This window comes from Acidithiobacillus albertensis (genome assembly GCF_001931655.1).
Classification (GTDB): Bacteria; Pseudomonadota; Gammaproteobacteria; order Acidithiobacillales; family Acidithiobacillaceae; genus Acidithiobacillus; species Acidithiobacillus thiooxidans.
This window is the reverse complement of record NZ_MOAD01000001.1, coordinates 1,360,907-1,367,033: the sequence shown is the minus strand read 5'-3', so window position 1 is coordinate 1,367,033 and position 6,127 is coordinate 1,360,907. Positions and strand designations below refer to the sequence as shown.

The following is a 6,127-nucleotide window of genomic DNA, read 5'->3' as shown; positions in this document are numbered from 1 at the left end:
ACCGTCTTGATCCCTCGAACCGCTTCAAGTGCGACCTTGGCTTTCTGCTGACTACTAAAAATCTTGCGCTTCCGTTCACTCACAACCTGCTCCTTATTTACAGCAGGTTACCATCTTAAATAACCGTCCGGAAATTGGGGTCCACTATATGGTGAACGCGCTGGTATCATGATTATCGGTCGTGACATCACTGCACAAAAGGAAGCCGAGGAGCGCATTAAACAAATGGCGTTTCACGACGATCTGACCAATCTTCCCAACCGACGCTTTCTGGAAATCCAGATGGAACAGGCCATGGTCCGCGCCACCCGCCACCTCCGGTTTTTGGCGGTCTGCATGCTGGATCTGGACGGCTTCAAACCCGTGAACGATACCTATGGCCATGAGGCCGGTGACGAAGTGCTGATCACCCTCGGAAAACGCTTACCCGAAGCCTTGCGCAAATCGGACTTCGTCGCCCGCCTGGGCGGAGATGAATTCGTTCTGCTGCTTGAAGATCTTCAGAATCTGGATGATCTTGCCGGCATCCTGAAAAAAATCGAGGACCTTATTACCGCCCCTATTTCGTTGAGCCATGGTGCAAGTGTTCAGATCGGAGCGAGTATGGGAGTCGTCCTTTACCCCTCTCAAGATACAGACACGGGAGACAAACTCTTGCGTCTGGCCGATCAGGCCCTCTACGAGAGCAAGAAAAACATGGCCTACCGGGATCGCTTCTGGGTGCTCTTTGGTGAAAATCCGCATACAAAACCTACTCCTGCACAAAAACTGCTGGATGCCGGGGCTCTGGAAGTCTGGTATCAACCCATTCTGGATGGTCGGACACGCAGGGTGGTCGGTCTGGAAGCTTTAGCACGACTGCGGGATACGGATGGTGCCCTGTGGCCACCTGCAAAGTTTCTGCCGCAATTGCAGGTTGCCAATCTTTCTGATCTGACTCAAAAAGTCTTGGCGCAGTCCTTGACCGATCTGTCTCTTCTGGATTCGCCAGAATGGTCCTTGTGGGTCTCTGTGAATCTGGATCCGCGCTCCGTCGCGAAAGACTGCATCACCGGTCTGCAGAAAGTGATCGCGCAAAGCGCGACGGACCCCTCTCGTATTACTCTGGAGATTTTGGAGGGAAATGATTTCCTGGAACAGCAGAAGGCACTGGATCATCTCCTGGAAATAAAAGCACTGGGCGTCCGGCTGGCTCTGGACGATGTGGGAAGTGCCTATAATTCTCTGCTGCGACTCAAGGATCTGCCTATTGATGAGATCAAGCTTGACCAGGGCTTTATTCGCTCTCTGGAACAGCGACCTCAAGACCTGCATTTTGTGGGGGCCATTCAGGACCTCGCTGCTGGCATGGGCGTGGATCTAGTCGTGGAGGGCGTGGAAACAGAGGACATTCTGGATGCGATTATGGTCACGGGCGCACAATTCCTTCAGGGCTGCGCCATCGCCAGACCCATGCCCTTATCAGAACTACAGGCATTTCTCAAACGCGCACCCGGCTATGATCGTCCGCATCCCAGCAGTCTGCTCGGATTCTATGCCAAACAAATCGCCGCCCATAATGCCCTGAAAAAAACGATTCGCCAGGCTCCGCATTTAACCGATTATGAAACATTGGCGGACGCTACCGCCTGTCCCGGCCATCACTATATCCGCAGCTTAGGGCTGGATGACGACAAGGGTCTGGAACGGCTCCATCAGGATTACCACCGAACCATGGCAACACTGCGAGAACAGTTGATCGCGTCTTCCTTTCACGATGACTGGACCGATGTGGATCAAGCAGCGGCGGCTTTCGAGCACGCCATCGTATCTGCTTATTGGAACCGGAAAATAAAAAACTCATGTGGATAGGGTCTTATTGCCAAACATAGCATAGATTTGTTTGAACATACTTCTGCCGAAGGTGCGCATTAACATTGGAGCTTTAATATGATTATGAAATGGCTTATAACTATTCTGCTTTGTTATTCACTTTCAATGAGTTTTGAAGTAGCGCAAGCTGCCGATGCGCCTGCTTGGGGCCATGGACCTTACCGAATGCTCTTTGAAGTCGACTCAGCAAAACCATCGGCATGGTCGATGACTCTTGGTGCAGTCGCTCACATCGTCCACAAGGTCGGCATTCCACCTGCCCGGTTGGAAGTGTTGGCCTGGGGGCCTGGCCTGCAAATGCTCTTGAAGAATGCTCCAGATGCCATGGAAATTACCATTTTACAGATGCGTGGAGTCCGCTTCGTAGCCTGTCAAACATCCATGCGTCGACTGCATATTACGGCGCGTCAGTTGGCTCCCGGAGTGAGTGTAGTGGCTGGAGGCATGGCAGAGCTGATGAAACGTCATAATGAAGGTTGGGCCGAAGTCAAAATGTAAGGCCTGGCTGCATAGTTCTGCGTTTCCGGATCCTAAAATCGCCACGTTATCCCTGCCGCTTGCAAGATGCGGCATCTCGAACGATATACTCAGGAGTTCCCGGCATCGGGGTGGGGTGGGCGTCCGTCAGCCGGTGATAGAATTCATCGGTAAAGGCCTTGAGATCGACATTGGCGAAGCCGGAGGGGAGGGTTGTCCATGGGTGTTGAGCACCATCTCATTACCCACCTGCTGACGAGCGGCTACCCGAGGCTAAATTCGACCGACTGCTAGGCCCACAATTTGGTAGCCAAAACGACTACCATAATCACCACTGCAACCTTGATCCATATTTCGCCACGCCGCCCCAAGGTGATTCTGGCAGCAAATCGTGCCCCCAGAATACCGCCGGCAGCGATGATCATGCCCGGTTCCCAACGCACCGCCCCTGTCCAGGCAAAAATAAAGAGAGTCGGAAGGGTATAAATGCCAATAATTAAGGTTTTGTAGGCTGTTACTGTGGAGAGATTTTGGACCAAAAGATTGCTCAGAACCAAGATAAAAAGGAAACCGATCCCCGCTTGAATAAATCCTCCATAAAACCCCAACCCAAGCAAGGCTGGATAGAGCCATGGTGAGGCTTGACCATCCCTCCGCTTGCCTGACAAAAAATGGGTTCTTTTGGGAAATAGCAGTGTGGCGGCACCGATGAGAAGGACAATGACTAACAGTCGCTGAAACCACAGATTGCTGATGTTGATACTCAGTATGGCTCCCGTCACCGCACCGGGTATCGTCCAAAGGGCCAGCATTCCACCTTGCTGAAGGTTAATGGGTTGCCGTTGCTGAAAATGCCGCGTTGCAGTCAGGTTCTCCAACAAAATACCTATTCGGTTAGTCCCATTGGCTACAATAGGATTTAAGCCGGCAAGAATGAGGACCGGCAGAGTGAGCAGTGAACCTCCACCCGCCAGCACATTGATAAATCCTGCAATCAGGCCGGCAAAAAAGAGAAGGATAGAGCGCCCCACCTCGCTTTGCACAAAACTGATAATCATTGGAAATACTGTTATTTTATAAATCCTTTAGAGTATGAAGTGGTTACATAAACCACCCCGGTGGAAATGGCCATTCAGGCTTTGAATTTTAGGTAGAATAATGAATGGATCGACTTGTGCAACACCGCATCACCAACTATGGTTTAGAAAGATCAAAAAGTACATACGCGTCCTGTCATACTAAAATAGGACGAGAGCTCGCGTAATCGGTGAGAACAACAGTTTTTTCGCCTTCAGGAGGATGTCATGGTTGCAAAATATATTCGTTTTTTCAATGAAATACATATTGAAGACGTATCTCTGGTGGGCGGCAAAAATGCCTCCCTGGGTGAAATGTTTCAAGAGCTCACAGCACAGGGCGTACGAGTGCCCAACGGTTTTGCTGTTACCGCTGAGGCTTACCGTACCATGCTTGATAAGGCCGGGGCTTGGGAGCATTTGCACGAGGCACTGGATGGACTGAATCCGAACGATGTGCAGGATTTGGCACGGCGAGGAGCGGCAGCCCGTGAGATCATCTACAGTGCCCCTTTACCATCTGATCTCCAGGAAGAAATTCTCTCTGCCTATACACAACTGAAGAGGGAATATGGTCCCACCTTGACGGTGGCTGTACGCTCCTCAGCGACCGCCGAAGATTTGCCAACAGCAAGTTTTGCCGGTCAGCAGGATACCTACCTTAATATATCTGGTGATGCCGCCTTACTTGACGCCTGTAAACGCTGTTTTGCCAGCCTTTTTACCGATCGTGCCATTCACTACCGGATTGATGAGGGCTTTGACCACTTCAAGGTGGCCTTGTCCATAGGCATTATGAAGATGGTACGCTCGGATTTGTCTACCAGCGGCGTCATGTTTTCTCTGGATACGGAAACAGGTTTTCGCGATGTAGTCTTCATTACCGCCTCCTGGGGGCTGGGAGAAAATGTGGTTCAAGGTGCAGTAGATCCAGACGAGTATTATGTTTTCAAGCCTGGTTTCAGGCGTGGGAAAAAGGTTGTTTTACGGCGCATTCTCGGAAGCAAAAAGATCAAAATGATCTATGCAGAGGGCCACACTCACAACCAGACTCGCAATGTACCCACCTCTCAAAACGAAAGAGAGCACTTCTGCCTTACCGATAGTGATGTACTGACTTTGGCAGACTATGCTGTCAAGGTCGAAGCACATTACAGCCAAAAAGTCGGCGAGAGCCGGCCCATGGATATGGAATGGGCCAAGGATGGCCTGGATGGTCAGCTCTATATGGTTCAGGCCCGCCCGGAAACCGTATCTTCCCAGAAAAAGGGACAAGTTCTGGAAGAATATTTACTCAAGACCCGTGGTCAGGTATTGGCTACTGGACGGGCTGTGGGTGCCAAAATTGCTTCCGCACCGGTACGCTTCATAGCTGATGTGGCGCATCTCAGTACCTTTCGTCCCGGAGAGGTTCTCGTGGCAGATACCACTACACCAGACTGGGAACCTGTCATGAAACAAGCTGCGGCGATCGTGACTAACCGTGGTGGACGCACTTGCCATGCTGCCATCATTGCCCGCGAACTGGGGATACCTGCCATAGTCGGCACCGACAATGCCACAACGGTACTGCAGGACGGTGCAGTTATCACGGTATCCTGTGCCGAAGGTGACAAAGGCTTTGTCTATGCTGGCGCTCTTCCTTTTGAAATTCGACATACGGATTTGGCCACGCTGCAGCGCCCGGCTACAGAGATCATGATCAATCTGGGTAATCCCGAAATCGCGTTCCAGACCAGTATGCTGCCCAATGATGGCATTGGTCTGGCGCGCATGGAGTTTATTATCAATAGTGCCATCAAGGCCCATCCGATGGCGCTTCTCCATCCCGAAAAAGTGGAGGATAAAGAAGAGCAGACAGCCCTGGCTCAACTGGTTATCGGTTTTGATAATCCTGCCGACTTTTTCGTTCAGCGGCTCTCTGAAGGGATCGGCACCATTGCAGCCGCCTTCTATCCCAAGCCTGTGGTAGTGCGTATGTCGGACTTCAAGTCTAACGAATATGCCTCGTTACTGGGGGGTCGCTGGTTTGAGCCCAGCGAAGACAATCCCATGCTCGGATTTCGTGGGGCCTCCCGTTATGCGCATCCAGACTATTCAGAAGGCTTTGCCCTTGAATGTGCAGCGATGCGCAGAGTCCGGGAAGATATGGGACTGGATAATGTCATCCTCATGCTTCCCTTTGTGCGCCGAGTGCAGGAAGCCGATGCTGTGTTGGCCAAAATGGCAGAGTTTGGTTTAAAGCGTGGCGAACAGGGGCTGAAAATCTACGCCATGTGCGAGATTCCCAATAATGTCATTCTTATTGACCAGTTTGCCAAACGCTTCGACGGCTTTTCTATTGGCAGCAATGATCTGACCCAACTCACTTTAGGAGTTGACCGGGATTCACAAATTGTTGCTTTTGATTACGACGAACGTGACGACGGAGTGAAGGAGATGATCCGTCTCGCGGTGGAAGGCTGCGCACGTAATGGCATTCATTCAGGACTCTGTGGTCAGGCGCCCTCGGACTATCCAGAGATGGCAGAATTTCTCGTGCAGCTGGGTATAGATTCCATAAGTCTTAATCCAGATACCGTGCTAGCCACGACCCTGCAGGTGTTGGAGGTGGAAAAACGCATGGGCAGAACCCCACGAAAATAGGGCGTTATCGGGAACCACCTGGATGGCGGCTACTAACTTACTCCGGCTGAGTTCAA

General features: G+C 51.4%; 4 protein-coding genes. 3 read left to right on the top strand and 1 reads right to left on the bottom strand.

Going from position 1 to position 6,127, the window contains the following annotated elements; translation table 11 throughout:
• The first annotated feature begins 168 nt into the window (after window positions 1-168).
• Window positions 169-1,851, top strand: coding sequence for a putative bifunctional diguanylate cyclase/phosphodiesterase (locus tag BLW97_RS07035; protein ID WP_075322771.1), 1,683 nt, complete (start codon window positions 169-171; stop codon window positions 1,849-1,851).
• 84 nt (window positions 1,852-1,935) lie between these two features.
• On the top strand, window positions 1,936-2,370 hold the full coding sequence (locus tag BLW97_RS07030; protein WP_158006481.1) for a DsrE family protein: 435 nt from the start codon (window positions 1,936-1,938) through the stop codon (window positions 2,368-2,370).
• Window positions 2,371-2,639: 269 nt separating this feature from the next.
• Here the strand turns inward: BLW97_RS07030 and BLW97_RS07025 are convergent, their stop codons facing one another.
• Entirely contained in the window at window positions 2,640-3,407 is a 768-nt protein-coding gene (locus BLW97_RS07025; protein WP_075322770.1) for a sulfite exporter TauE/SafE family protein, read from the bottom strand.
• A gap of 246 nt (window positions 3,408-3,653) precedes the next feature.
• On the opposite strand from BLW97_RS07025, the gene ppsA reads away from it, so the two are divergent.
• Window positions 3,654-6,071, top strand: coding sequence for a phosphoenolpyruvate synthase (ppsA, locus tag BLW97_RS07020; protein ID WP_075322769.1), 2,418 nt, complete (start codon window positions 3,654-3,656; stop codon window positions 6,069-6,071).
• Window positions 6,072-6,127 lie beyond the last annotated feature (56 nt).